The following is a 25,983-nucleotide window of genomic DNA, read 5'->3' as shown; positions in this document are numbered from 1 at the left end:
AAATGTGTATCTTTGCAGCCATGAACGAGAACATATTACCCATCCACTTCGCCCCGCTGCAAGGCTATACCGATGCCGTCTACCGGCGGGCGCATGCACGCATTTTCGGCGGCATAGAGACCTATTACTCTCCTTTCGTACGCATGGAGCACGGAGAAATCCGGCGGAAAGATGCCCGTGACATTGAGCCGGACCACAACCCGGACCTGCACCTCATCCCCCAGCTCATTGCTCCGGATACGGACAAGCTGGAGCACATAATGTCCCTTTTCATCGAAAAAGGATACCGGGAAACGGACATCAATTTGGGTTGTCCTTTTCCGATGCTGGCCCGGCGCCACAATGGCTCCGGCATGCTGCCCTATCCCGAAGAAGTGAAGGCGCTGCTCTCCGAAGCCATCGACCGGCATCCCGACATCCGTTTCTCCGTGAAGCTGCGTCTGGGTTGGGAGCAGGCGGAGGAGTGTCTTGCCCTGCTACCGCTGTTCAACGAACTCCCCCTCGCACACATCATCCTGCACCCGCGTCTGGGCAAGCAACAATACAAAGGAGAGGTAGACCTGGAGGGATTTGAAGCTTTCTACAAAGAGTGCACCCACCCTCTGTTCTACAACGGAGACCTGCATACCGCGAACGATATCCGTTCTATCACCACACGGTTCCCCCGATTGGCAGGTATCGTCATCGGCCGCGGGCTACTCGCCAATCCTGCCCTGGCGCTGGAATACAAGCAAGGAACCCCGATTTCTTCCGATGAAATGGCGAAAAAAGTGGGACAACTACACACCGAGGTGTTCGGCAGCTACCGAGAGCAACTGCAAGGAGGAGACACGCAACTGCTGACGAAAATGAAAAGCTTCTGGGAATATCTGCTGCCGGACGGAGACCGTAAGGCGCGAAAGACCATACACAAGACCACGAAGTTAGCCAATTATGAAGCGGCGGTGAGCAACCTGCTCGGAACATATTAGACATTTATTTCCAAATTCATTCATAATAGAAGAAAGGAAACAGCACACTGATACTTAACAGCCAAAAGATGGGGATGTTTTGGGTGAAAACATCCCCATCTTTTATAGGAAAACACCCGGATGTTATAGGGTAAAACATCCGGGTGTTTTAGGTATTGGAAGTTAATGTCCGGCAGACACTGTCCTTATCTCTTCAGCTCCACGTCGAAACTTGCAGCATCCCGGCAAGTAAAACGCAACACTGTCTGCTTCTTGTCTGCCGACAACACCTTGCAATAGGGCGTCTCGGCAACCTTCCACTGTCCCTTCAAAGTAACGGTTACGGGAATCTCCTGACTCTCATTGTCAGTCCACGGGCGTGAATAGATACTGCGCTCAATACGTTTTCCGTCTTTATCGAAAGCCTCATCACTCAGACCACGATACAAGGCCAGGTCGGGTTGGGAAACAGTCAGCAGAAGCTTGTCCTTATATTCGCGTATCATGACAAGGCACGATGTATCGGCTTTCTGCAACAATCCGCCGTCGGGCAGAGCCTGCGGAGTCTCAAACAAGACGTAAGAAGTAAGACCGTCTGCCGGAGAGCGCACAATATGGGCGTTGCGGTCTTGCCGGAGAATCTTGTAAGTGGGTTTCTTGGCGAATGCTTTCAAAGCGACGGCATCCGTATGGGGCAGCACTGCATATTCGTAGGAAGCGCCTTTCGGAGCTTTGCCATGCTGCAATGTCAAGGACACCCAGTCACCGGAAGTGGGCTTGGTGCTACGCTCGCCCACGGTCACTTGCGGGAAGTTCTTCTCATACCGGGCATCAGGGCGGGAAGCTTTGGAAATGTAATAACCTACGCCATTGGGGTCTATATAAGTCTGTCCATCACTCTGATAGGACTCCCAGTACCGGCGGGTTTCGGGAGTAATGGCGGCAAGCTGGAACACGGTGGTTTCCGTGGGATATTCGGTATTTAGGTTTTCGATGTCCGTACCGAGGCATACAATGGTGCCGTCGAAGAAGTGGAACGACTTGCGGGCACGGTGAGAACCGTTATACTTGTCATGTTCGTGCAGCACCATGCCGAAGTTTCCGTTCAGATGCGCCTGGGACAAACCGCCGGCAAAAGCCTCGTCGGAATAGAGCATCTCCTCCATACCGGAGAAGGTATCGACATTCAAGACCCGGGCACGCAGCCGGTCGAAAGGCAGATGAATGCTCGTGACACCCGGAATACGATTCCAGTCGAAACCGGCTTCCTGCCAGCCACTGGTGGCAAAAGTAACCATTTCATCGGGTTTTCCGGTAAGAATCTGCATGCTGCCATGTGCCAGATAACGGCCATAGAAGTTGGCGGGGAGATAGTGCTCGGCAGCCCAGAGATAACGGGAATGTCCGCGAACTACGGCAGCCCAGTTGTCACGACGCTGTACGGACACGCAGCCGTAACCCAAAGCCAAATTGCCTTGCGGGTCGGGTTCCGGACGGAAGCCTTGGGCTTCGAGCAACTTCTTCATCTCCAATTCGTGGCGGGTAGAAGCCTTCGGCAGATAGTCGGGCGCATTCTTGTCCGGAGCTTCTGTATAGGCAACCAGGCGCAGATAGGCAGCCGCCATTTCGGGGTCATATTTCAGCTTGCCATCCGGCGTACCGGCAATGGCCATCGTGGCATATTGGATAGGTATCAGGCTTCCTCCCCCGTTGGGATGGCGTCCGGACATGGAAAGCGACCATTGCTTCAGATTGCAATAGAAACGCATGGTGAGAAGCACTTTCTTCACCGTCTCGTGTGCCTGCTCGGACAGACGGAACTCGGTACCACTCAGCAAGTAAATCATATTAGTGGCACCGTCCAGACCGCCCACTGCATAGGCAGGATAATTGTTGCAATGATGGAAGCAAGCACCGTCCGGCTTGAAAGAACCGGCCAGTCCCGGCGCAGGAAGGCAGCCTTTGTCCAGCCAACGGGAGAAGGAACGCAGGTATTGCAGTTTCTCCGGGGTATCCTCCATAATCAGAATGCTGGCTATGCGGCCTTGCAACTTGGTGTTGAACGTATCTATATCAATACCGTTGACGGCAGGTTCGGGATATACCTCATTGGTGATGGCATACCAGTTGAGCGTACGTACCGCCTCTTCCAGCTTACCTGCCTCACGCAACACGTCCTTCATCAAGAAATAAGCCACAAACAGACCGCGCATACTATATCCGTAATGGTGGATATTCCCCCAGCAACTGCCATAGGCAATACCCTGGTCGGTGGCGTTATCGTACATGGCGATGAATTTCTGCTTCAACTCGTGTTTCAGCGCCGCATCCTCCGCATTGTTGTAGGCGATGGCGACGCGTTTCATCAGGTTGAAATAGTCGCTTATCTCTATCCCCAGTCTGGAGAACATATCTTTGTCCCAATCGGGTACCATACGTTCGTATGCCTCGGAGTGACGTACGAAATAGATAGGACGTCCTGCTACCTTGCCGTTCTTGTAGGTAATCCGATAAAAATCATACTTCTCACGGATGGACTGCATCTCCTTGTCCGAAAGCGCGGAAGGTGTGTAGAGCATGCCGCGGAAACGCTTCTCCATAATCCGTATATCCTGCTTCTGCGCCTCGGTCACGTCTGTCAGAGGGATGTCCGGTTTCCACAAGGAGTGTTCGTAGATAACCAGCCAGTGGTTGGTGGTTCCCTTATTTACAAACGGTACCTGCAAGTCGGCAGTCTGCTGGCGGGCATCTACCTTGCTGGCAGTAATCAGATGGTCGAAAAAGAGTTTCCCTTTCACGTCGGGGGCTACAATGCGGATTTCGTCCATCCCTTCTTCCGGGGTGCCTTGCATATCGCGTTCATAACATACCCATGCTCCGCGCCAACCGGTGAAGTTGATGCCAAAAGGAAAAGAGGTGCATACCTTGCCATCCTTCAGGAACTCGAACCGAATCTGCTTGTCCTGGGCCTGCTCATTGTACACCCATACGATGAAAGCCGAAAGATAGGTGTCTTTCCCCGTCGGGTCTTTCTTCTCAAACTTCAAGTCTTTTTTGATAGACAGTGCGGCACCCGGCTCGAAAGTCCAGCTCAAACTGTGGTCGCCATCCCTATAATGTTCGTCGCTAATGCCCAACTGCGAACCAGCTGCCGTAGTGACAAACGCCGGAACCTGCTTCTCCTCAAAAGAAAGCAAGCGCTCATTCTTCACGATTTGTGCATGTACACTGCCCGGCAGCAACATGCAAACGAGCGCTACCGCTCCTATTTTCCATTTACTGAATTGCATCATGTCTGTTTATTTAAGGTTATCGATATTTGCTACTTGGAAATCTGCAAAACGTACGTGGTTCTGCCACAACCGTAAGGCGAAATAGCCGTCTCCTTTGCCATCGGCAACCGGTAAGCTGAAAAGTTCTTCACCATCCATGGCATAAGTGGTGGCTCCATTCTCCACACGGATTTTAACTTCATACCAATGGTTGGGCTTCAAAAGGTGGGCGGCATCGGTATACTCTTTCAAGATGGGTTTAATCTTTGCATCGTCCACTCCATAATACTCTCCATGGTATTCACGGAAACGCGTAGTTCCATTATCATTACCGCCGTAGCCCACATAGTAAAGGTCCAGCGTATTGTAATTCTTGAACTCGCCGTTGCGCCATGCACTGCGGGCAAAGAAGTCATCCGGATGCCGGGGGTCATCGGCCCCCCAAAAACAATTCAAGTCGCTGAGACGGTCGTAGCTACCATTCTCAACCACCACTTGTACCCGGTAGGTAATCTCATAGTTTCCCGTCAACCGTTCCTTATACCAAAGGGACAGCCCGTCCGGAGATACAATATCCATCGTATCGCCGATACATGTAATTTCCACTTTTCCGGAAGAATCCTCCACGACCCAGGCGGTAAGCCGGCAGGAAGCGCCCATCTCCATACCGGGGAGGACACATAAGAGAAGTTGCATCAAAAGAAGTTGTAACCGCATATTTCAATGTATTAGTACGGTACAAAGAAACCCCTCTTTTTGGAAAAAGAGGGGCATAAATCGTACAGAAGAAGGATAAAATAATGATTGAGGCGGATTTCTGCCCCCACTTCATCAAGGATGAAGTTCTTCGAAAGCCTTGTTTTCCTCTTGTACCGCCTGAATAGTTTCTTCCAGTTCATTGATAGGGAGATCGAAGTTGTACCAGTCGTTATAGCAGTCGGTGACATACCACTTGCCATCCGTCAGTTCAAAGACCACACGAAGGGAAGGTTCTGATTCATCATAGCCTGCTTCGAACTCTTTATGGGCAGGCTCATTGACAGTGAAGTGAGAAATATAGGTACCTCCCTCCTCTTCGGTAGTACGTCCTTCCTTCAGCGTTTCTTCGTCTAGCAATGCCCACTTCTCGCGGGTGAAGGGAAAAGTCTGTTCCGTCTCACCGTCATCCTTCAAGAGGGCGATGGGAGACTTCAAAGGAAACTTGATTCGGGAATACTGGAATGAAGCACTGGACGTGAATTTCTGGAGAAATGTCTTGAAATCCTCCTCTTCGGCAGCCAGACCATTGAGAGTCGTCAGCATGAGTGCCGCAAACAGACAAAAAACAAAGCGGATAGCCTTCATATACTCGGATTATTTTTCAATGCGCAAAGATAATATAAAAGTAATAAAATGCTAAGGCTATGGGGCGATAATTATTATCATCTATGTTTCAGATACTCGTAACCAAACCGGCAACGCAAGCAGTCTTTCTTGTCACAATATTCCTTTTGAAGTTGAAGCAGAGCCTGCGAATCGGCAGCGGTAGATACCGGCAAACCGGCACCATCCCAAAGTCGGGTTACGTGATTGTTTTCGGCCTTCAAGGATTCAAGGAAACGGGTGGCACGGTCACACAAAACGTCATCGGCCTTGTGCAGGCCATAAGCATAAAGAAACGGGATGACCGTATTGATGGCAATCAGATTCAAGGCACCGTCCCCTACCCGCTTTTCCCTCCGGGGTGAAACCTTTCTGAAATTGAAGTGCTCCTCCCAATACGCGGAAGTCTTGGCAGCCAGTATCTTCTTCACCGCCTCCAGCGTTTCAGCCTCCATAACACGCGAGAAGAGCGACTGCTCCTTGTGATACAGACAGGCAAGCTGGGCGAGGCGTACATGTGGAAAGTTATCGGGACGAAGACGCAGAAACCGCCACTGCTCAACAGACATGGGAGCTGGCAGCTCGAACTTGTGTTGCAGGTAGCGGAACTCTTTCTGAAGTATCAAATAATAATCATCTGCCTCTGCCGAGACCTCCTCCAGCAGGCCTGCCTGCCCCAGGAAGAAAGCCTCCACTTGAAACAGACTGTCCCGATGCTTGTCTACGGCGCGGAATGGAAGGCGGTTTGCCCATGCCTCGAAAGCATCCCCATTCAGCCCGAAGCCGAAGTTACGAGCAAGAGTAATGAAGAAAACATCTTCCCAATGATGATTGCAGCGTTCGAGCCGCTGGGATATGACGCATGCTTTCTGCTCAAAACGCTCTACCTGCAAAGCGGACAGCCAGGAATGGACGGTCAGCTTTGGGAGGGAGGCAAGGATGGAATAGCAGGGAGGATAAATCTCTGTCTGCCGAAGCTCTTCATAGCGCAAGCGGACAGTGTCGGGGCAAGTGAGCACCATCTGGGGAACCAGCTCACCGTTCGTGCGGTACACATCACAATTCGATTCGCCCACCACGTGCAGGATGACGGTATCATACGCCTTGTCACGGTCGTGCCTATGGAGCAGCCAGTCTGATGCCTGCGTATGCACTTCGACGTTGCCCACCCAGAGCGTACCGTCTATTTTCAGTTTGGCATTAAAAAAATCGGGGCCTGCATTCATGTTCGGCAAACCGGGATCTATCACTTCTACCGGCCGGCCGGAGGTTGTCTGGAGCAATGACAAAGGAAATATTTTGTGCTTCCAAACATAATGCAGTAGTTGTTCCATGTTAACAAGACGTTAATGTTGAGCACAAATGTAAGAAAAAGATTATCTTTGCGACCTATAGTTTGTTGATAAACTAAATAAAAACAGATAGAAACAATGAAAATCGCATTAATCGGCTACGGAAAAATGGGCAAGGAAATCGAGAAAATAGCCCTTGGCCGCGGACACGAAATTGTAAGCATCATCGATGTCGACAATCAGGAAGACTTTGAATCGGCAGCCTTCAAGAGCGCCGACGTTGCCATAGAGTTCACCAACCCCATGGTTGCATACAATAACTATATGAAGGCATTCCGCGCCGGGGTCAAACTGGTATCCGGCAGTACGGGCTGGATGGCGGAACATGGAGACGAAGTGAAGAGACTTTGTACCGAAGGCGGCAAGACACTGTTCTGGTCGTCCAACTTCAGTCTGGGAGTAAGCATATTCTCTGCCGTCAACAAGTACCTCGCAAAGATAATGAACCAATTCCCTGCCTATGATGTGACAATGAGCGAAACGCACCACATCCACAAGATGGACGCTCCGAGCGGAACGGCCATCACGCTTGCCGAAGGTATTCTGGAGAATCTCGACCGTAAGGACAAATGGATAGAAGGAACTTTCCAGGCTCCCGACGGAACCGTTTCGGGCTCTACGGAATGTGCAGCCAATGAGCTACCCATAAGTTCTATCCGCGAAGGAGAAGTACCGGGCATCCACAGCATCCGCTACGACTCCGAAGCCGACAGCATCACTATCACCCACGATGCCAAGAATCGCAGGGGATTTGCCTTGGGAGCTGTCCTTGCTGCCGAATATACCGCCAAGCACGAAGGTGCTTTGGGAATGAGTGACTTGTTTCCATTTTTAAAAGACTAAAACATCATGAGAAAAGCAACACGCACCCAATGGATTAAATTCAGTATAGTCACCCTGCTCTACCTTGCCTTTCTGGTTTGGGTAAAAAGCTGGCTGGGACTGATTGTACTACCCTTCATTTTTGACATCTACATCAGTAAGAAGATACCCTGGGGGTTCTGGAAGAAATCGGAGAATCCTGCCGTACGCAGCATCATGAGTTGGGTGGATGCCATCGTATTTGCGCTGGTAGCCGTCTACTTCGTAAATATCTATGTGTTCCAGAATTACCAGATACCGTCTTCCTCACTGGAGAAATCCTTGTTGGTAGGCGATTTCCTTTATGTCAGCAAGATGAGCTATGGCCCGCGCGTACCGAATACGCCGCTTTCCATGCCGCTGGCACAACATACACTACCGGTATTCAACACCAAGTCGTACATCGAATGGCCTCAATGGGAATACAAACGTGTGCCGGGCTTCGGCAAAGTGAAACTGAACGATATTGTGGTGTTCAACTTCCCGGCAGGCGACACGGTAGCCACCAACTTCCAGCAGACAGACTTCTATACCCTTGCTTACGAAGAAGGAAAACGCGTGTATCCCAACAAGGTGAATATGGACAGCCTGACACGCAAGCAGCAACGTACTGTCTACGACCTGTACTACAATGCCGGACGTAATCTTATCCGTTCCAATCCTAGAATGTACGGTGACATTGTCATACGCCCCGTTGACCGTCGTGAAAACTATGTAAAACGTTGCGTAGGCCTGCCCGGCGATACGTTGCAAATCAAGAAAGGACAGGTATACATCGACGGCAAGGCCATCGAGAACCCTGCAGAAATGCAGTTCAACTACTTTGTACAGACTACAGGTCCTTATATCACCGATGATATGTTCCGTGAACTGGGCATCAGCAAAGAGGACCAGACACTGATGACCGACGGTCTGGGCTGGGAAGAGAATCTGATTGAAATGGGATTGGACCGCCGGGATGTCCAAGGAAGACTGGCACCGGTCTATCATCTTCCGCTTACCCAAAAGATGTACGAGACCCTTTCGGGCAACAAGAAACTCATCAGTAATATTATCATCGAACCGGGAGAGTTCTCGGGACAGATGTATCCGCTGAACCTTTACACCAAATGGGACCGCAATAACTACGGTCCAATCTGGATTCCCGCCAAAGGTGCCACCATCAAGCTGACCGAGGATAACCTGCCCATCTACGAACGCTGCATCGTTGCCTATGAAGGCAACAAACTGGAAGTCAAGGAAGACGGCATCTACATCAACGGTGAAAAGACCGACTCCTATACTTTCAATATGGACTACTACTGGATGATGGGCGACAACCGCGACAAGTCCGCCGACTCCCGATACTGGGGTTTTGTGCCGGAGGACCATGTCGTAGGAAAGCCTATCGTAGTATGGTTGTCACTGGACAAAGACCGAGGCTGGTTTGACGGTAAGATACGCTGGAACCGGATATTCAAGTGGGTGGACGGCATTAAATGAAAAAAGGATGGAAGATAGCAATTACAATAGTTGGAGTGGCACTCGTCGTGGTGCTGCTTCGGGGTTGTGTGGCAACTTCCTATCTTATCCCCTCTTCCGGCATGGAAAATTCACTGTACCAAGGTGAGCGTATTCTTGTGGACAAGTGGAGCTATGGCCTGCGACTGCCTTTCATGAAGTTATGGGGGTATCATCGTTGGGCAGACAGTCCCGTACCTAAAGAGGATATTCTAGTATTCAACAATCCTGCCAATCTTTCAGAACCTACGATTGACCGGCGGGAGGTCTTTATCAGCCGTTGCATCGGTACTCCCGGAGATACCTTGTTGATAGATTCACTCTTTTCTGTGATTCCTTCCGAGAAGAATGCACCCGACCAGAAGTTCCTTTATTCCTATCCCAGGCAACGGGAACGGCAGCTAGATTCATTACTGTCCATCCTTTCCATCGCTCCCAACAAACTATTGGGGCAGGATTCAACAAAGAATATACGCAGTTTCAGCCGTTATGAACACTACTTGCTGGAACAAGCCATGAACGGAAAGTGCTGGATAGAACCTATTGTCAAGGAAGATTCTATGGAGATGCTGAAACCTCTGATAATCCCCAGCAAAGGCAAAGCCGTGCGCGTATATCCGTGGAACAAGACTTTGTTGCGAAATACCCTGGTACTTCACGAAAAGAAACAAGCCGAAATCAAAAACGATACCCTTTATGTGGAAGGCAAGCCCGTGCAACACTGCCATTTTACCAAAGACTACTACTGGGTAGGTGCCAACAATGCCATCAATCTTTCGGACTCCCGCCTTTTCGGTTTCGTCCCCGAAGACCACATCATAGGCAAGGCATCTATCATCTGGTTCTCCAAAGAAAAGGGAACAGGACCTTTCAGCGGTTACCGATGGGGCAGGATATGGAAAAGAGTGGAATGACAAACAAATGAAAGAATAAAAATGAAAATACAAACAATGAACAGTAGCTTCAATCGTAAATCGCAAATCATCTAATCGTAAATATACTGATGAAAACAGTTTTTCTTTCTTCCGCCTATTTGGCTCCCATAGAATATTATACCAAATTGCTGGCATACGATAAAGTATTCATCGAACAGCATGACCACTATATGAAGCAGACTTACCGCAACCGCTGCACCATTGCCGCACCGGACGGCGAGTTGGCACTTTCCATCCCTACCGTAAAGCCGGGTAGCCTAAAATGCCCGATGCGCGATATCCGTATCTCCGACCACGGTAACTGGCGGCATCTGCACTGGAATGCGCTTGAATCTGCCTACAACCACACTCCTTTCTTTGAATATTATAAAGACGACTTCCGCCCTTTCTATGAAAAGAAGTATGAGTTTTTAGTCGATTTCAACGAAGAACTTTGCCATCTTATCTGTTCTCTGATAGACATACAGCCCGATATGGCACGCACCACCGAATACCGGACTGAATTCACTCCGAATGAAGCGGATTTCCGCGAACGCATCCATCCGAAGAAAGACTTCCGACTGGAAGACCCGGAGTTCTCTCCCAAACCCTATTACCAGGTCTTTCAGGAGAAGCACGGCTTTCTGCCTAACCTGAGCATTGTAGATTTGCTGTTCAATATGGGGCCGGAGAGTTTGTTGATGTTGTAGGTTACTTATGGGAATTAGGGGTTGAATTAGTTCATTTCTAAACGGGTTTGAGATAAATGTTAGTATCACGAGGGGACAAGTTGACAAGGCAACAAGCGCCTTGCGGTATATCATTTACTTCATTTCTGCCCCGTTATGAACCGGGAAAAGAGCCGAATAGCAATCTGCATTATTTACAAACAACACAGATTCAAGAAACAGTAGCATACTGAACCTAATTCAGTCGTATAGTGAATAGGGCTCAGTCGTATAGTGAATGCAGCACACCAGAATAATGCTGATAATCAAGAAGTTGCAAAAACACAGTCAGAACCTTGATAAATTACAACAAATTATCAAAATATCATTGTGCTCATTTCGTAGCGGGATTGAACACAGAGGCACGAAGTATCCACCTCCCCTTTAGGGGATTCGGGGAGTATTCAACCCCTGCTTCGCATCACTTATTGAACCTCTGCAAGAACTCCGCCAGGTTCTCCCCTTCTTCCAGGCCCAGCTTTTTCCGAAGGCGATAACGGCTGATTTCCACTCCGCGCAGAGAGATGTTCAGCAAGGGAGCTATCTCTTTGGAGAGCAGGTTCATCTTGATATATGCACAGAGCAGTTTATCCTTGTTGTTCAATTCGGGATATGCCTCTTCGAGTTTTCTGAAGAAGTCGTGGTAGACAGAGTCAAAGGTGCTTTGGAAAGCCTGCAAGTCGTCATCGTGCTCAATATTCGTTTCAATCTGTCCCAGTAGCCGAAGTGTTTTACGCCGGAGGGAAACCAAGTTTTCTTCACTGATGGAATGGGAAATGCCTAATACTTCTTTCTTGATACCCATCAGCATCTCATTCTTGCGCACAATATTCAAGGTAGTACGGATTAGTTCTTCTGATTTATGGCTTAACTCTGCCTGCAAGTTCTCCTCTTTCAGTGAGTCAATCTTCTGGTCTTTCAATTCACTCTCTTTCTTGAATTCTTGTTTCTGCCTGTAGAGCTCCAGCTCTTTTTGCATCAACAGATGCTTCCGGCTGACAGCTATGCGATAGGCTATATAATATAGTAGTAAACCCACAGCGACTGCATATATCAGGTAGCTCCACCAGGTGCGATACCAAGGGGGCAAGATTTCAAATGAGAACGAAGTCATTACCAACTCCTGGTCTTTATCGGTCATCAATTTTACGCTAAACACATACTTACCTTCATGCAGACCCGTAAATTCTTTAATAGTATTCTCACTGTACTCGCTCCATTCTCCCCTTTCGCTCCCCTCGCTCAAGCGATAGGAAAAAAGAGCCGATTGGGATGCATCGTTACTGTTCACATTATACTCTATGCGGAGGGAGTTGTGTTTATAGGGAATAGTGACAAGAGAATCTGTGTAATGATAGCTACGCCCGTAAATCAATGAGTCGCGTCGTCCTGTGAGATATACACGGCGTATCTGTAGAGATAGCTTTTCCTTACCCACAGTCGTCGATGAAAAGCGTATCAGGGAAAAACCTTCTTCCGTTCCCACCACAGCTTGCCCGTCATATACATTTACATGCTCATAGTTCTCTATCAAAGAGCCCTTCAAGAATGTGTCATGAGGCAATTTTGAATAGGTATTCTTCACAGCATCGTAGCGCAACAACTTGAGAGCTTCACCTGAAACGTACCATATATTATGGGCCATATCCATGGTGAGATAACTGTAAGCGGCTTTCCCGTCCAACATATTTTCCAGCTCATGATATTCTTCCAGACTATCCGTGGCTTGATTGTAGCGCCATAACCCGTAATGTGACACTGCAACTGTTTCACTGTTTACCTGCGTCAGAAATATATCATAACCGGAAGGGAAAGCGCTATGGTTATACTTTTTCAAACTTACCACTTCCTGCAAATCATCCGACAGAATCAAGCGGCAGACACCTCTGTCCTTATTTGTCACCCATAACGCATTACCCGAGCTTTCAGCCATTAGGCTTTTTGCAGCATAAGTGAAATTCTTAAGCCGGAAAGCAGGCTGCCAACGCCCGGCCACTTTTTTCAGTAAATGCAACCCACTATATTTACCATAAGTACCCGCAATCAGCACATCCGGGCGACCGTTCAAAGGGACAAGGCTCCTAACACCTTTTATACCATCCAAATGCTCCATCTTATCGCCGTCTATCACAAAGACACCGTTGTCCGAAGCACAGAACAGCTTACCGTCATAGTTTAGGAAAGACCACATCTGTCCACCGGTTCCGGGAACAAAAGTCATCGGTATCTCTTTGTTCAGTTCAGTGGATGGTAGTGTTGTATAAAGGCCCTGATTGGAAGCCAGATACAACTTACCCTGATAAACGATAGAAGAATATCCGGACCCAATGACCGGTTTATTACCATATAGAGAAGAAACGGGCGAACTCAAATGTACACAGTCAATGCCATTATCCAGCCCCAACCAAAGGTTGTTCAGCGCATCGAAAGACATACTGAGCACTGTTTTGTTCTGCAATCCACTATTAATGGAAATCACATTCATTTCATCCTTTTCCAAATCAAGCAAACAAACCCCATCCTGCACAGAGCCAAGTGCCAGCAAAGACTGGTTAAGAGCAGCACAAAACACACGATTGTGCTGCATAAAGCTATCTGCAACACTATTGAACTTCTGCACCGTCTCGCCATCATAGATAAAAAGGCCGTTGTAACGGGTGGCTATCAGAATCTTGCCACTATAGGGTAGTAGTCCCGATACCCTGCCCAGCATCTCCGAACCCGGCACCAAACTGAACTTCTTTCCATCCATCACCAGAACTCCCTCGGCCGCACCGATATAGAACTTATTATATAAGATGGCCGAAGTATAAATCTCACCCGGATACTCCAAGTATTCCAACTTATTATTTTCCCAGTAGAACAAACTACGGTCTGATTGGAAATAGATTCTCTCTTTATCCTGCAATATGTTCCATATCACGCCAACTATTGAATTCGGGGGCAAATTATCCGAAAGGCATGTATAGTCCAATCCGCCCAGCCTGTTTGGAGTGAAATAACCGAACCGCCCGATTCCACCGATATAAATCCGTCCGTCATTCCCTATTCTCATGGCCCGCGCCTTTGCATTACGTATAGGGTAAAGATTCCAGCTTGCACCGTCAAATTCGAGTAAACCGTTACTATTGGCCACATACATCCAACCGTTATCGTGTTGCTGTAACATCCAGTTTTGATTACCTGCCTTATAAGTATGGCGGGTATAGTTCGTTACCGGGCGTTGCCATCCTGCATTCAACTGCACCGACAGCAATAACAAAAGGGTAAGTATAAAATAGGACTTGCTTTTCATAGCGGTCAACATTTGCGTTTATGAAGCAAAGATAACTCCTTTACTCTAAAGTAGTATTCCACCACATCATCTTTAACAGATTTATTCAGAAGAAGCATACTTGAAAGAAAACGTACTTATAACCAACACCTTACAACATTCGTGAGAAAGTAATGATGTAGTCAAAACCGGCATTTGATGTAATTATGATGTAGCCGACTTCGGAATACGAATGCCTCATACCTGTATATTTGCCATCACTCTACAGAAGAATGCATGGAAATCGTTCTTCTTAATTTTAAATCAAAATATAGTAGTATGAAAACACTCTTGAAGAACAGTCTGACTTTTCTTTTGATGCTGATGCCGGTATTGGCTTTCGCCCAGCAAGCACCTCAGATAATGAATGTCAGCGCACGCCAGACGACATCCCTCGACGGGCAGTGGAAAACAATTGTAGATCCTTTTGAAAACGGCTACTACGATTACCGTCTGAAACCCTATGACGGAGGTTATGCCCAGGACAAGACTTATTCCGACAAGACCAAGTTGCAGGAATACGACTTTGAAACGGATAAACTGCTGTTTGTTCCCGGAGACTGGAACACACAGCGTCCGCAATTGTATTATTATGAAGGAACCGTATGGTACCGCAAACATTTTGAATACTCCTTGCAGCCGGGCAAGCGCCTTTTCCTGAACTTCGGAGCTGTTAATTACGAGGCTATCGTGTGGCTGAACGGCAAACGTCTGGGAAGGCACATCGGCGGGTTTACTCCTTTCAACTTTGAAATTACCAACCTCCTGAAAGAAGGCACGAACAGCCTCGTGGTCAAGGTGGACAACAAACGCCTGCCCGAAGCTGTGCCCACGGTCAATGCAGATTGGTGGAACTTCGGTGGAATAACCCGTCCCGTCACTCTGATAGAAATGCCTGCAACCTATATACGCGACTATTACGTACAGTTGGCAAAGGATGACAAGAACATGATTGAGGGCTGGGTGCAACTGGAAGGTTCTGACAAGGAACAGAAGATAACACTGGATATTCCCGAACTGAAAGTAAAGAAAGAAGTCACGACCGATGCCAACGGGTATGCTTCATTCCTAATAAAAAGCAAACCTATACTCTGGACTCCGGAGAATCCGAAATTATATGCCGTGAATCTGGCTTCCGAAACGGATAAGGTTTCTGATGAGATAGGTTTTCGCACGATTCGCACGGAGGGTACCAAGATATTGCTGAATGATAAGGAAATCTTCTGCAGGGGTATCAGCATCCACGAAGAGACTCCCTATTACAGTGGTCGCGCTTATTCAAAAGACCATGCCCACACGCTGCTGAGTTGGGCAAAGGAACTGGGATGCAACTTTGTTCGCCTGGCCCATTATCCCCATAATGAAGAGATGGTGCGCGAGGCCGAACGTATGGGCTTCCTTGTATGGTCCGAAATTCCCGTGTATTGGACCATTCACTGGGAGAACAAGGATACTTACCAAAATGCGGAGCAACAATTGTGCGACATGATTGCCCGCGACAAGAACCGTTGTAACATCATCATCTGGTCTATTGCCAACGAAACTCCGCACAGCGAGACGCGTCTCACGTTCCTCTCTAATCTGGCAAACAAAGCAAGAAGTCTCGATAACGTCCGCCTGATTGGCGCAGCTATGGAGAAGGAAGAAGTACAGCCGGGAGTTCTGACGGTAAACGACCCGTTGGGAGAGCTATTGGATATCATCAGCTTCAACGAGTATGTGGGCTGGTACGATGGCGACTCTGAGAAATGTGACCGCGTGAACTGGACATTCGATACTCAGAAACCGGTATTTATCAGTGAACTCGGCGGCGGTGCCTTGTACGGACGCCACGGCTCGCCCAAAGAACGCTTCACGGAGGAGTATCAGGAAGATTTGTACATCCGCCACGTCAATATGTTGAAACGCATTCCGGGACTTGCAGGCACTACTCCGTGGATATTGAAGGATTTCCGTTCGCCGCGCCGCCATGTACCCGAGATTCAGGACGACTTCAACCGTAAAGGACTGGTTTCTGACAAAGGACAGAAAAAGAAAGCATTCTTTGTTTTGCAGAAATGGTATAAAGAATTAACCGAAGCATATAAATAGCTCACAACAAGACCTCATTAATAACTTTAAAAAAGAAAGGACGCCTATGAAGTAACACCTATGAGAATACACTTTCTTTATAGGAAGCAGCTCAACTGTTTTCTGTAGAGAGAAAGAAGATGAAGGTTATCATCTTCACATGAAAATTAACCTTTAATTTATTCATTCAAAATTAAGTCTAATATGAAACATTTTTTGGTATTCCTATTACTCTTTATTGGTATCGGAAGTGTCACGGCACAAAATGCCAGAATTACCGGTACAGTAAAAGATAACACAGGAGAGGCGGTTATCGGTGCTAATATAAAAGTAAAAGACAGCACCGGCGGCACAATCACAGACATCGACGGACATTTTAACATTGAAGCCTCATCTAATGCAACTCTTGTAGTATCTTTCATCGGATACATTACTCAAGAAGTACCCTTGAAAGGTAGAACCAATGTAGTAGTAACCCTCTCGGAAGACTCTCAAACACTGGATGAGGTCGTTGTAGTGGGTTATGGAACTCAGAAGAAAGTAAACCTGACCGGTTCTGTTGCAGCAGTAAAAGTCGATGAAAAGATTGCCAGCCGTTCCATCACAAACGTATCTTCCAGTCTCTCGGGTTTGGTGCCGGGATTGGTAGTGAGCCAAACAACCGGTTTTGCAGGTGGAGACGGTGCTTCGCTGAAAGTACGCGGTTTGGGTTCCATCAACAATTCTGACCCATTGATTGTAGTGGACGGGATGCCGGATGTAGATATCAATCGTATTAATATGAACGATATTGAAAGCATCTCAGTCTTAAAAGATGCAGCTTCGTCAGCCGTTTACGGTTCGCGTGCAGCCAACGGTGTTATCTTGATTACCACCAAAGGCGGTTCTAAAGAAGCCAAATCCAAAGTGACTTATAATGGTTCTTATGCCTTATCAAGCCCCGTAGAGTTTTACGACTATTTAGCCGACTATAGCCGTGCACTGACCATGCAGATGCGCTCTGCTGCCACAGGTAACAAATCGACCAGTTTCCAGCAGGGTACGGTAGAGCAATGGATGGCCATGGGCTTGGTAGATCCTATTCTTTTTCCGAACACCGACCAATATGACGAAATGTTCCGTACCGGTGCCATCATGAACCATACGGTTTCAGCCTCCGGCGGCAACGATAAGATAAATTTCTATACTTCACTCGGCATCATGGACCAGGAAGGTCTGCAAATCCACAATGACTACAGCCGTTATAACATGCGTTTGAACGTGGATTATAAGGTTCGTGATAACGTAAAAATAGGTATCAGAACAGATGGTAGCTGGTCAGAGCGCCAGACACCTCGCGGCGCAGGTTTGGAAACTGCAGGTTTAAAATATGTCATCTCCGGTATTTTGAACAAGCATCCTGAAACAGGTGAATACGGCGGTGCCATGGCTTATGGAGAATCTGCTTCTGCCGGTAATGCTGTTGCCGAATACGAAGCTTATCGCACAAATACTTCCCGCAAAGAATTTAATGGAAACGCTTACTTGGAATGGGAACCGCTTAAGGATTTGAAGTTGAACGTCAGTTACGCTTTACGCTATTATAACCAGTTCAGCAAAAGCATCCAGAATGTGGTGAACCAGATGAACTTCCAGACCAACAGTATAGCCCGCACCATGCCGGATACAGGTGATATCATCAGCAATTCCAATAACGAAGGTCATAAGACTTTGTTCCAAGGACGTATCACTTATGAAAAGGAAATCTTCAAAGGGCATCATATTTCCGCCATGTTCAATGCAGCCGAAGAATACTGGTTCCAACGCAACATGGGTGCAGGACGTAAGAACCGTTTGCACAACAGCCTTGAAGAACTGGATGCAGCTTCCAAGGAAGTACAGACCAACGACGGTAAATCCGAATCCGAAGGTTTGCGTTCTTTCATAGGGCGCGTCAACTATACATTATTTGATAAATACTTGTTTGAATTCAACTTCCGTTCCGACGGTTCTTCCCGCTTTGCCAAAGGACATCAATGGGGTTTCTTCCCATCAGCTGCTGTAGGTTGGCGTGTTTCGGAAGAAGCCTTCTTCGCCCCGTTGAAGAAAGCAATCAGTAATGCCAAGTTCCGTGCTTCTTACGGTTCTCTGGGCAATAACTCCGGAGTAGGACGTTACGAACAAAAAGAAACAATGGGAACTACCAATTATATTGTTGGAAACAACGGTCTTGCAACCGGATTCAGTGCCAATAAGATGATTAACCAAGACCTTTCCTGGGAAGAAACCCGTGTCATCAATATAGGTTTGGACTTAGGATTCTTCAACAACCGACTGACTGCGGAACTCGACTGGTACGACCGTTTCACCACCGGTATGATTCGTGGTTCCAGCATATCTTCGTTATTAACCGGTTATTCGGCACCGAATATCAATGTGGCCGACCTGCGTAACCGCGGTATTGAAGTGAATCTGAACTGGCAGTCCAGTATTCGCAAATTCGAATACAGCGTCAATGTAAACGCTTCTTATAACGTAAATAAGCTGGAGAAATGGGGTGACTATCTGAACCGTGGGTGGATTATGCTCGACATGCCTTACCACTTCCTCTATATGTATGAAGCTTATCCGGGTTTGGTACAAAGCTGGAATCAACTCTACAATGCACCCTATCAAGGAGATGCCTACAACGCACCGGGTGACATTATCCTCAAAGACTTGAATGGTGACGGTAAAATCAGTGACCTTGATAAGAAAGCATACACCGACAAATACCGCGATACCCCGATGGGACAATTCGGTATTACTTTGACCGGAGCCTACCAGGGTTTTGATATCCAGGCTTTGTTCCAGGGTAACTACGGACGTTCTGATGTATGGTTGGATGATTTGAACAATACCAAGATACCGGATAACCGTTATGCATTCCAACAATTCCATTGGAGTGATTCTTGGTCGTTAGACAATCGTGGTGCCTCCCTACCCCGTCTGCTGAATGGTAGCGGCGGTAACAAGAACCGTGAAGAAAGTACGTATTGGGCTTATAATACCAACTATTTCCGTTTGAAGAACTTACAGGTTGGTTATACCGTTCCCGAACGTTATATGCAGAGAATCGGTTTCAACCGTGCACGTATCTACTTATCCGGTGAGAACCTCTTTACTTTAACTCCCTGGAAAGGTATCGACCCTGAAAAGCCTCATGGGAACGACCTATACCCATTGGTTAAAACCTACTCAATCGGTTTGAATATAGAATTCTGATAACTCAACAAATAAGAAAGAATATGAAATATATTAAGTATATAGCATTAGCCGGACTGGTCGGTTTAACATCTTCTTGTATAGATGACCTGCTGAACCGTCCTGCTACAACAGAAGTATCTTCGGACCTCTTTTGGACAAGTACAGATGATGCCTTGTCCTCTACCTACGGTGTTTACAACGCAGTGCGGACTTTGTTTGCAACTGATTACTACTACGACGGGCATGGCGAATTCCAAAATACTCGCGGTAAGAGTATCGGTGATATTTCTTCATGGGGACCCGGAACGCCGGGCAGCGGATTTTCCAGTATGTGGAACAATGCATACCGGGTTATCAACCGTGCCAACTACACCATTCAGTATGTAGAGCAAATGATTCAAGCAGAACAGAATGCCGCAACCAAAGCATCTTTGGAGGCTATCAATGCCGAGAATTACTTCCTGCGTGCATTGGCCTATTTCCGTTTGGTTCAAAACTGGGGTGATGTTCCTTACTATCGCCACGTACTCAGCGGCAATGATGAAGCATGCTCATTGGTACGCACCCCTATTGCTACCATCATTCCTGAACTAATCACCGATTTACAGAATGCATCCGAAAAGCTTCCCGTAAGCTATGGTGATAAGTACGGACGTGCCACGCAAGTTGCCGCACTGGGCTTTAAAGCAAAAATAGAATTGTACTATGCTTGTTGGAACAAGAACGGATGGCCCGAACTGGAAGGCTTCGAGCCGAGCAGCAGTGTAGCCCAAACCTATTATGCCGCCGCTGCTTCAGACTTCAGCAAAGTAATCAACAATTATGGCCTGACAATCTTTGGTGATGGTAATCCCGGCACTGAAGACAAACCCAACTATAGAGAGCTGTTCCAATATTATAATGAAAATTGTTCGGAAATCATCTTCTCCATTACTTATGGCGGTCCTTCTCTCGGCCAGGGTGAAAGTTTGTTGCGCGACTTCGGTACCCGTACCACCGGTAATGCACAATGCTGGATTATGCCTACTGTCCGCTTGGCAAACCGTTACCAATCAACTGTCACCGGTGATTTCTGTGATGAGCTTATCTTGTCTAAAGATGCTGCACTCCCTAATGGAGCACGTAACCGTGCCAGCTATGAGAATCGTGACTGGCGTATGAAATCGACCATCATGTGGGATGGTGAGTCTTACAAGAAAATTACAACGGACGGCCTGACAATGGGTGACGAATATACCTGGATGTTCGGTGAAAGAAATGAGGCCAACGGTTTCATCAATAATGATGCCAGCAATCAAACCGGTTATATCTTCCGTAAATGGATACGCCAGGAAGCCGGTTGGGAGCGTACAGATGGTCCGCAGGATTTCTATCTGATGCGTTTGGCCGATGTGTATCTGATGTATGCCGAAGCTGTCAACGAAACGTCCGGTCCTACCAGCGAATGTGTAGCCTTGCTGAATAAGATTCGCAGCCGTGGCAACCTGCCGGCTTTAACACCCGACAAGTATGCCAATTCCGAAGCATTCTTCAATGCCATTGAGCAAGAACGTATTGTGGAACTGGCCACTGAAGGTATGCGTCCATTCGATATTCGCCGCTGGAGAAAAATCCATGACATATGGGGAGAGGCAAACAGTGACGGTTTAACCTTGTATGATACAAATGGCACACGCATACGTGATGAATTCAAGAATGCACCCGAACTCAATTTCCAAAAGAATTATATCTACCAGATTCCAGAAAACGAAAGAAACCGCAACCCGAATCTGACTCAGAATACTCCGTGGAGATAAGCAATTACCATAAAGTTCATTAAATACAAAAAGAATCGTATGAAAAACCTATATAAAATATTGACTCTTGTCATAGTATGTCTTTTGTCCCAATCATGCAATGATTATCCGGTAGATGATAATGGTTTGCTGGTTACTGACAGTGAAGAATGTTACATCTCTTCCCTCATATTGAGAGGACCGGATGATAGGGACGTATTGATAAGCGGTGTTACCATCGATGACGAAAACAACACCATTACGGGGATAGCTAAATTTGGTACCAACATCAAGAAACTGAAGCCAGAATGTGGTACTGCCAAAGATTGTATCGTAACTCCGACTATGGGAGTGTGGACTGATTTCAGCCAACCCCGCCAGTACACTGTAATTTCCGGTAATCGTCAAGTGAAGAAGACCTATACGGTCACTATCACTTTGCAAGGAGAATAATCAATCAGTATAAACTTCTAAGAAACAGAATATTGTTATGAAACTATTGAAATATGCAATGCTGCCCTTCATCGCTCTCTCTTGCTTCGCATGTAGCGATGACGATGAATCTGCCATTAAAAATGACATGATAAAGAAGACGGTTTCTCCTGCCATAGCCGGAGAAAAAATAGAGTTTGCCTATGCCATGGGAACCACTAATGGAAGAATAAATAAGGCTGAAGCAGTTGCCTCCATTACCGGAGCAACCGGTACGGGATTTGAGCTGCACTCCTGGTTCACAGCACAGACCGGAATGGATGTTAACGGTGTACATTATGGTGCCGGTGAAGATGTGCCTATCCAAACCGTTAAAGACGCATCTACCGACGGTAGCATTTCTACAGCCAACCTGATGGAGAAAGTCGATGCGCATTACATCAACCCGACCATTGCCATTGGAACCACCCAGACAGACCTCATTGCCGCCACACTACGCTATAACTTCGTAGTGCCCGAAGATGCAAAAGGCAAAACATTCAGCATTACCTTTACTGCCGTTTCCAGTACAGGCGACCGAGTGTCTTACAAAACCCCTAATTACAAAATCTCCAAGATGGACATGAAACGTCTTATCGAATTGGAGAACGAAGGTGCCTGCTACTTCTCTATCGAAGACATGAAGGCTTATACCAAAGAGGAAGTAAACGCTCTGAACTTGTCCGGCAAGATTGATTTCATCTATAACTACCAGGCCAAACTGAATGATTTTGACTATGCACACTCTTTCGTATCTCCTGCAACGGACCCGAAATTCATCGCCATCAGTGGTATTGTCCCCTCGGGTGCCACCAACAGCACCCCCATGGAACAACGTGCCAATGTGCATGATGCCCAGTTGAAAGGAAGCAATCCGGCTGTTTACGTGGACGATATAGACTTCGAGACGCTGGATTTAGGCGGAGCCATGAACTATGTACTGAACCTGAAAAAGGACGATAGTGCATTTATGAAGACTGCCGACGGTAAATGGGCTGCATACATCTACGTGAACAGCGTTGACGGTAGCGGTAAGATGACAGTAAGTATCAAACGTTATCCTTTGTAATCTAACCCCTTACACAACATGAACCGAATAAAAACATTGACTCTTCTTCTCATGATTATCCTCTCAGTAGGAATATCTGCTCAAAATCCCCGGTCGGCCTTTACCGACCGACCGGTGGATGAGGCAGCTATATATTTCACTCCCGAGAATTTTAAAGTGAAGGCTGACGGGCGTATGGATGTTTCCGAAGCCTTGCAAGAAGCATTGAACCGAACCAAACAGAAAGAAAATGGTTGCGGTATCCTCTTTATCCCCGAAGGAGTGTATAAACTCAGCAAGACGATTTACATCCCCTCAGGTGTTCGTATCATTGGTTATGGTGGCAAACGCCCGGTTTTTGTCCTTGCCAAGCAAGCACCCGGTTTTCAGGAAGTTACCCGGGAAACTGCAAAAGGGAAATACCTTTTTTGGTTTATCGGCGGCGGCTACCGCCCGGGAGGCCGTATAGGCGATGCCAATGCAGGGACTTTTTATAGTTCAATGATGAACGTAGATATTCGCATTGAAGGCGGAAATCCCAATGCCTCTGCCATTCGCGCACATTTTGCACAGCACTGCTCTATTTCCAATGTAACCATTCATGTGGGAAAAGGCCGTGCGGGTATTGTCGATGCCGGAAACCATTTGGAGAATATAGCCATTTACGGAGGAGAGTATGGAATTGACACAGACAAGTCAGCTCCCGGATGGCCTATTATGCTACTTAACTCCTATTTTGAAGGACAACGTAAGAGTGCCATCCTTACTAATGAAGGAGGATTGACCATCGTTCGTATGCGGGCAAAGAATGTACCCGTAGCCGTAGAGATTAAAGAGAATGCTCCCGACAGGCTATTTATGGAAGATTGCATTTTCGAGAATGTACACCGCACCGGGGTTATTCTGACAGATGCAGGAAATGCAGCAACACAAATCAACCTTAGAAATATTCAATGTAAAAACGTTCCTATGTTTGCGTTGGAGCGCTTTACAAACCAACAAATACCCGGTAAAGAAAAAACATACCGGGTAACCCGTTTCACTTTCGGTTTTAATGCCGACAGTCTGGAAGACACTCCTCAAATAGTGCGCCGGACAGAAACAGAACCTATTAAGAGCATTACTCCTTTGGATACCGGTGACACCCCGATGCTTCCTGCTACGGAACAATGGATAAACATCCGCGACTTGGGTGCCAAAGGAGACGGTTTCAGTGATGATACACACATTTTCCAGGAAGCAGTACAAAAGTATGCCAATATCTATATTCCCCAAGGATGGTACGTTGTAAAAGAGCCGTTGACTCTGAAACAAAACACGAATCTGATAGGCCTGCACCCCGGCACTACTATCCTATTAAGCTTGGGCGGCAATCCCGCATTCAGCGGCTTCGGTGCCCCGCAAGCACAGTTGACTACTCCCCAAGGTGGAAAGAACATCGTATGCGGTATCTTCCTGAATGCCGATGCCTACAATTACCGGGCTGTCAATTGCAAATGGATGGCAGGCGAAGGCTCTTATATGTATGATGTCAAATTCAGCGGGCACGATAAAGCCCGTTTCTTCCACAACGGACAAAGTGCTGCCAACCCTTTGGAGAAACCTATGTCCATCACTCCGGAAACTCACGACCTCATTACCCGTGCTTGGGACAACCAGCATTGGAGCCTATGGATTACAAACGGAGGAGGAGGCTCATTCCGGGATATATGGACAGCCAACGAATATAGTTCGGCAGGACTGTACATCAGTCATACAGATACCCCGGGACGTATTTACGGAATGTCTTTAGAGCATCATTTACGCAATGAAGCCATCTTCCGCAATGTTGCCAACTGGAAAATCTACGACTTCCAGTTTGAAGTGGAAGCAGAAGGCATCGATACGCAACCTTTGGACCTGATAGACTGCAAGAACCTGACTTTTGCCAATTTCTATTCCTATCGCGTATCGCGCATGTTGAAATCCTATCCGTCGGCTATACGCACCTGGAATTGCAAGGATATTGAGTTTCTGAATGTTCACAACTATGCACATGCCCGCGTAAAGTTCACTTCCAATGCCAGCCTTTACGATGTCAATACCCACCGGGAAGCACGCCGTTGGGAACTGGCACGCCTTTCATTGACCGGCAAGGAAAGCCGTAAATACCCATTGAGCCAGGAAAAAGGAAAAGCCGAACTTGTAGTCACCGGATTTGAGTTCATTGACGGACTGGCACAAGACAGCCGGGGAAATATATATTTCTGCGAGCATCGCATGCGCCGCATCTATAAATTGGATGCCCGAAGCGGGCAGGTAACTTCTATTGCCGATTTCCCCTGGAACGCAGTAGCACTGGCATGCGATACACAAGACAACTTGATTGTCGTTACCAAATACATCTCCCAACCCGGCTATAATAATGACGATACCCGTAACGGCAACCGTCCTCTATTCGGCTGGAAAGGTTCGGGAGGGCTGTGGGGCTTCAATTATGTTCCTAAGCTTTACGCAATACGTCCCGATAATCCGGATGAAAGTTTCCAAGTTTTACCGTTAGTGGATATGAAGCAATTTGCTGCACCGCAACAAATTTATTATCCGGGTAATAGAACCATCACTCAAAGCGAGTATTACAACGGAAGAAAGCCGGAACAATGTTTTGTTGCTCCCGACGGTGTAACCATCATTCCGAATTACGAAGATTTATTCCGTTGTTCATCTCTGGTTAAGGCAGTACCGGGCAAAACAGTCTATACATTGGATGAATATCACCAACGCGTAATCCATGCGGATGTAGATGCCCAAGGCTTCTTGCAAAACTGTCGCATATTTGCCGACGGAGGCGACCGGAGCGTAGTTACGGACTCTAAAGGCAACGTATATGTAGCCAACGGAGACATTTCCATATTCTCCCCGTCAGGTGAATCCATAGGTACGTTAGAGGTGCCGGAACGTCCCACGTCTCTACTGATATCAGGAAACAAGCTCTATATCACAGCTCTTTCTTCGCTCTATCAAATAGAGCTTTAACAATAGGATTATCATAATAAGAGATTAGGATTATCAATCATGACAAAGTGATATTTTCATAGGTTAGATTTTTAAGTTTGTAACTAAGGTTGCGATTCAGGTTTAAGTTAAAGAGGCGGATAACTAC

General features: G+C 47.2%; 16 protein-coding genes. 11 read left to right on the top strand and 5 right to left on the bottom strand.

Features of this window, described 5'->3' with window-relative positions:
- Positions 1–2 precede the first annotated feature (2 nt).
- Complete coding sequence (locus DXD78_RS04300; RefSeq protein ID WP_009037419.1) at positions 3–971, top strand: tRNA-dihydrouridine synthase family protein; 969 nt, start codon at positions 3–5, stop codon at positions 969–971.
- 185 nt (positions 972–1,156) lie between these two features.
- Here DXD78_RS04300 and DXD78_RS04295 read toward each other — a convergent pair whose 3' ends face one another.
- The 4 genes from DXD78_RS04295 to DXD78_RS04280 all read right to left on the bottom strand — a co-directional run bounded on the left by DXD78_RS04295 (position 1,157) and on the right by DXD78_RS04280 (position 6,918).
- Positions 1,157–4,243: a chondroitinase family polysaccharide lyase gene (locus DXD78_RS04295; RefSeq protein WP_009037420.1), complete on the bottom strand. Its 3,087-nt coding sequence runs from the start codon at positions 4,241–4,243 to the stop codon at positions 1,157–1,159.
- Between the two features lie 6 nt (positions 4,244–4,249).
- Positions 4,250–4,939, bottom strand: coding sequence for a DUF6250 domain-containing protein (locus DXD78_RS04290; RefSeq protein ID WP_005826049.1), 690 nt, complete (start codon positions 4,937–4,939; stop codon positions 4,250–4,252).
- Between the two features lie 114 nt (positions 4,940–5,053).
- Positions 5,054–5,566, bottom strand: coding sequence for a hypothetical protein (locus DXD78_RS04285; protein ID WP_005826053.1), 513 nt, complete (start codon positions 5,564–5,566; stop codon positions 5,054–5,056).
- A 77-nt stretch (positions 5,567–5,643) separates the two neighbouring features.
- Positions 5,644–6,918: a DUF2851 family protein gene (locus DXD78_RS04280; RefSeq protein WP_005826054.1), complete on the bottom strand. Its 1,275-nt coding sequence runs from the start codon at positions 6,916–6,918 to the stop codon at positions 5,644–5,646.
- A 96-nt stretch (positions 6,919–7,014) separates the two neighbouring features.
- Between DXD78_RS04280 and dapB the strand changes: the two genes are divergently transcribed.
- The 4 genes from dapB (at position 7,015) to DXD78_RS04260 (ending at position 10,921) form a co-directional block, all read left to right on the top strand.
- The gene (gene dapB / locus DXD78_RS04275; RefSeq protein WP_005833852.1) at positions 7,015–7,779 is read left to right on the top strand and encodes a 4-hydroxy-tetrahydrodipicolinate reductase; all 765 of its coding nucleotides are present in this window, start codon (positions 7,015–7,017) and stop codon (positions 7,777–7,779) included.
- 6 nt (positions 7,780–7,785) lie between these two features.
- Positions 7,786–9,279, top strand: coding sequence for a signal peptidase I (gene lepB, locus DXD78_RS04270; protein ID WP_009037421.1), 1,494 nt, complete (start codon positions 7,786–7,788; stop codon positions 9,277–9,279).
- Entirely contained in the window at positions 9,276–10,211 is a 936-nt protein-coding gene (gene lepB, locus DXD78_RS04265) for a signal peptidase I (RefSeq protein ID WP_009037422.1), read from the top strand. The genes lepB (DXD78_RS04270) and lepB (DXD78_RS04265) overlap by 4 nt, the downstream gene beginning before the upstream one ends.
- An 89-nt stretch (positions 10,212–10,300) precedes the next feature.
- Positions 10,301–10,921 (top strand): WbqC family protein, encoded by a 621-nt coding sequence (locus DXD78_RS04260; protein ID WP_009037423.1) that lies wholly within the window; start codon positions 10,301–10,303, stop codon positions 10,919–10,921.
- Positions 10,922–11,360: 439 nt separating this feature from the next.
- On the opposite strand, the gene DXD78_RS04255 is transcribed toward DXD78_RS04260, so the two are convergent.
- Positions 11,361–14,246, bottom strand: a complete 2,886-nt coding sequence (locus DXD78_RS04255) for a hypothetical protein (RefSeq protein ID WP_009037424.1) — start codon at positions 14,244–14,246, stop codon at positions 11,361–11,363.
- Positions 14,247–14,531: 285 nt separating this feature from the next.
- Here DXD78_RS04255 and DXD78_RS04250 point away from each other — a divergent pair, with 285 nt between their 5' ends.
- The 6 genes from DXD78_RS04250 (at position 14,532) to DXD78_RS04225 (ending at position 25,856) form a co-directional block, all read left to right on the top strand.
- Positions 14,532–16,343 (top strand): glycoside hydrolase family 2 protein, encoded by a 1,812-nt coding sequence (locus tag DXD78_RS04250; protein ID WP_034529174.1) that lies wholly within the window; start codon positions 14,532–14,534, stop codon positions 16,341–16,343.
- A gap of 183 nt (positions 16,344–16,526) precedes the next feature.
- On the top strand, positions 16,527–19,565 hold the full coding sequence (locus DXD78_RS04245; protein ID WP_009037426.1) for a TonB-dependent receptor: 3,039 nt from the start codon (positions 16,527–16,529) through the stop codon (positions 19,563–19,565).
- A 23-nt stretch (positions 19,566–19,588) separates the two neighbouring features.
- Positions 19,589–21,343, top strand: a complete 1,755-nt coding sequence (locus tag DXD78_RS04240) for a RagB/SusD family nutrient uptake outer membrane protein (RefSeq protein ID WP_005833865.1) — start codon at positions 19,589–19,591, stop codon at positions 21,341–21,343.
- Between the two features lie 39 nt (positions 21,344–21,382).
- On the top strand, positions 21,383–21,775 hold the full coding sequence (locus DXD78_RS04235; RefSeq protein ID WP_005833867.1) for a hypothetical protein: 393 nt from the start codon (positions 21,383–21,385) through the stop codon (positions 21,773–21,775).
- 37 nt (positions 21,776–21,812) lie between these two features.
- Positions 21,813–22,862 carry a DUF4466 family protein gene (locus DXD78_RS04230; protein WP_009037427.1) on the top strand — a complete coding sequence of 350 codons (1,050 nt, stop codon included), beginning with the start codon at positions 21,813–21,815 and terminating at the stop codon, positions 22,860–22,862.
- A gap of 18 nt (positions 22,863–22,880) precedes the next feature.
- Positions 22,881–25,856 carry a glycosyl hydrolase family 28-related protein gene (locus tag DXD78_RS04225; protein ID WP_009037428.1) on the top strand — a complete coding sequence of 992 codons (2,976 nt, stop codon included), beginning with the start codon at positions 22,881–22,883 and terminating at the stop codon, positions 25,854–25,856.
- Positions 25,857–25,983: the final 127 nt, after the last annotated feature.

It is taken from the genome of Bacteroides sp. D20 (genome assembly GCF_003436255.1).
Classification (GTDB): Bacteria; Bacteroidota; Bacteroidia; order Bacteroidales; family Bacteroidaceae; genus Bacteroides; species Bacteroides uniformis.
This window is presented reverse-complemented; position numbering and strand designations above follow the sequence as displayed.

What these genes read in the sequence shown, in the direction of transcription:
- lepB (WP_009037422.1), top strand. Translation starts at nt 9,276, where the DNA reads ATGAAAAAAGGATGGAAGATAGCAATTACAATAGTTGGAGTGGCACTC.
- DXD78_RS04260 (WP_009037423.1), top strand. Translation starts at nt 10,301, where the DNA reads ATGAAAACAGTTTTTCTTTCTTCCGCCTATTTGGCTCCCATAGAATAT.
- DXD78_RS04240 (WP_005833865.1), top strand. Translation starts at nt 19,589, where the DNA reads ATGAAATATATTAAGTATATAGCATTAGCCGGACTGGTCGGTTTAACA.
- DXD78_RS04285 (WP_005826053.1), bottom strand. Translation starts at nt 5,566, where the DNA reads ATGAAGGCTATCCGCTTTGTTTTTTGTCTGTTTGCGGCACTCATGCTG.
- dapB (WP_005833852.1), top strand. Translation starts at nt 7,015, where the DNA reads ATGAAAATCGCATTAATCGGCTACGGAAAAATGGGCAAGGAAATCGAG.
- DXD78_RS04245 (WP_009037426.1), top strand. Translation starts at nt 16,527, where the DNA reads ATGAAACATTTTTTGGTATTCCTATTACTCTTTATTGGTATCGGAAGT.
- DXD78_RS04250 (WP_034529174.1), top strand. Translation starts at nt 14,532, where the DNA reads ATGAAAACACTCTTGAAGAACAGTCTGACTTTTCTTTTGATGCTGATG.
- DXD78_RS04225 (WP_009037428.1), top strand. Translation starts at nt 22,881, where the DNA reads ATGAACCGAATAAAAACATTGACTCTTCTTCTCATGATTATCCTCTCA.
- DXD78_RS04235 (WP_005833867.1), top strand. Translation starts at nt 21,383, where the DNA reads ATGAAAAACCTATATAAAATATTGACTCTTGTCATAGTATGTCTTTTG.
- DXD78_RS04280 (WP_005826054.1), bottom strand. Translation starts at nt 6,918, where the DNA reads ATGGAACAACTACTGCATTATGTTTGGAAGCACAAAATATTTCCTTTG.
- DXD78_RS04255 (WP_009037424.1), bottom strand. Translation starts at nt 14,246, where the DNA reads ATGTTGACCGCTATGAAAAGCAAGTCCTATTTTATACTTACCCTTTTG.
- lepB (WP_009037421.1), top strand. Translation starts at nt 7,786, where the DNA reads ATGAGAAAAGCAACACGCACCCAATGGATTAAATTCAGTATAGTCACC.
- DXD78_RS04295 (WP_009037420.1), bottom strand. Translation starts at nt 4,243, where the DNA reads ATGATGCAATTCAGTAAATGGAAAATAGGAGCGGTAGCGCTCGTTTGC.
- DXD78_RS04290 (WP_005826049.1), bottom strand. Translation starts at nt 4,939, where the DNA reads ATGCGGTTACAACTTCTTTTGATGCAACTTCTCTTATGTGTCCTCCCC.
- DXD78_RS04230 (WP_009037427.1), top strand. Translation starts at nt 21,813, where the DNA reads ATGAAACTATTGAAATATGCAATGCTGCCCTTCATCGCTCTCTCTTGC.
- DXD78_RS04300 (WP_009037419.1), top strand. Translation starts at nt 3, where the DNA reads ATGTGTATCTTTGCAGCCATGAACGAGAACATATTACCCATCCACTTC.